This window comes from Longimicrobium sp., from assembly GCF_036387355.1.
Lineage (GTDB): Bacteria > Gemmatimonadota > Gemmatimonadetes > Longimicrobiales > Longimicrobiaceae > Longimicrobium.
On sequence record NZ_DASVTX010000409.1, the window covers coordinates 1 to 2221 of the forward strand.

The following is a 2221-nucleotide window of genomic DNA, read 5'->3' on the forward strand; positions in this document are numbered from 1 at the left end:
CTTCATGAAGCCGAACGGCTTGGTGGCCGCCGCCTCGATCACCTCCCACACGTCCACGTTCAGCCGGTCGCACGCCTGCGCCAGCTCGTTGGCCAGGGCGATGTTGATCATGCGGAAGGTGTTCTCGTACACCTTCACCAGTTCCGCCGCCTCGGCGCTCTCCACGGGGACCAGCGCGTCGAACACCGTGCCGTACAGCGCCCTGCCGCTCTCCAGGCACAGGGGGCTCACGCCGCCGATGACCTTGGGGGTGTTGCGGGTGTGCCACACCGGGTTGCCCGGGTCCACCCGCTCGGGGCTGAAGCACAGGAACACGTCCTCGCCCACCCGCAGCCCGCCTTCTTCCAGAATGGGCATCACCACATCACGCGTGGTGCCCGGAAACGTGGTGCTTTCCAGAATGACGAGCTGCCCGGGGCGCAGCGTCCGGGCAATGGCCTCGGAGGCGCTCACCACGAACGACAGGTCCGGATCCTTGATCTTGTTGAGCGGCGTGGGGACGCAGATGCACACGGCGTCGCACTCGCCCAGCCGCGCCATGTCGGTGGTGGCCGAAAAGAGCCCTTCGCCCACGAAGGCGCCCACCACCTCCGACGACACGTCCTGCACGTGGCTGTGCCCGGCGTTGATGGCGTCCACCAGCCGCTCCGAAACGTCGAAGCCCAGCGTGCGGAACCCGCTGCGCGCCACTTCCACGGCCAGCGGGAGTCCCACGTACCCCAGCCCGATGACGCCAACGACGGCTTCGCGCCGTCCCACACGCGCGAGGAGATCAGTGTTCGGCATACGATCCACATGCTGCAGGTACGAGTACGCGGGCCGGCACTGCCAGTGCGGCCCGCGCGTAAACAGATAATCTACAACAACTTGCCGCCAACGAGGACCGGATCAGGCCACGAAGGCCGCCCGCAGCCCGCGTTCGCGCAGCGGCGCCACGCTCTCCGGCACCAGCGCGCAGATCCCCGCGAGGCAGTCTTCCACGCTTCCCACCTCCACCGCCGCACCCATGCGGTCCAGCCCGGAAACCAGCGCCTCCGGGTCGGGGTCGGCGGTGCGGACGATGCGGATCTTGGCCAGCGCCGTGGGAATGGTGCTTTCCAGGTCCGACATCAGTTCCTCGTGCAGCTTTTCGCCGGGGCGAAGGCCGGTAAACAGAATGGGGACGTCCCGGTACGGCTCCAGCCCCGAAAGGCGGATCAGGTTTTCGGCCAACTCCACGATCCGCACCGGCTCCCCCATGTCCAGCATGCAGATGCGGCGGGCGGCGTCCGGCAGGGCCGAGGCCTGCAGCACCAGCTGCACCGCCTCGGGGATCGTCATGAAGTACCGGGTCACGTCCGGGTGCGTGACGGTGAGCGGCTTGCCCGCCGCCAGCTGGCGGCGAAAGAGCGGCAGCACGCTGCCGTCGGAGCCCAGCACGTTGCCGAAGCGCACGGCGCGAAAGTCCGTGCTGGACTTGCGCAGCGTGGGCCACCCCAGCACCACCTGCTCCGCCAGGCGCTTGGTGGCGCCCATGACGCTGGACGGGTGCACCGCCTTGTCGGTGGAAATCAGCACGAACTTGCGGGCGCCGAACTGCGCCGCCAACTGGGCCACGCACAGCGTGCCCAGCGTGTTGTTGCGCACCGCCTCGACGGCGTTGTCCTCCATCATGGGGACGTGCTTGTACGCCGCGGCGTGGAACACCGTGTCGGGGCGGTGCTGCCGGAACACCGACAGCATGCGCGCCTCGTTGGCGATGTCGGCCACCACGGGAACCACCTCCACCCCGGGAAAGGCGGCTTCCAGTTCCATGGTCACGTAGTACAGGGGCGTTTCGGCCTGGTCTACCACCACGAGCCGTGCCGGCTGGCGCCCGGCCACCTGCCGCGCCAGTTCGGAGCCGATGGACCCGGCGCCGCCGGTCACCATCACCACGCGCGCTTCCAGGTCCTCGCGCACGCCCTGCATTTCCAGCGCGACGGTTTCACGCCCCAGCAGGTCTTCCACCTGCACGGCGCGCAGTTCGCTCAGCCGGGCGCGCCCGTCCAGCACCTCGCGCATGGAGGGCACGATCTTGAACTCCACGCCCGAGTCCATGCACGGCTGCACGATGCGCCGCATCTGCTCGCGCGTGGCCGAGGGGATGGCGATGACCACCAGTTCGATCTGCCGCTGCGCGATGATCTCCGACAGGTTGGACGTGGCGCCGATGACGGGAACGCCGTGCATGCGCATGCCG

2 protein-coding genes are annotated in these 2221 nt (G+C 68.7%); both read right to left on the minus strand.

Annotation, left to right across the window (positions count from 1 at the left end; translation table 11 throughout):
• On the minus strand, nt 1-786 hold a 786-nt coding region (locus VF665_RS17955; protein WP_331054827.1), incomplete at its 3' end, for a nucleotide sugar dehydrogenase.
• A 102-nt stretch (nt 787-888) separates the two neighbouring features.
• The coding region (locus VF665_RS17960) for a nucleoside-diphosphate sugar epimerase/dehydratase (protein WP_331054828.1) at nt 889-2221 on the minus strand (1333 nt) is incomplete at its 5' end.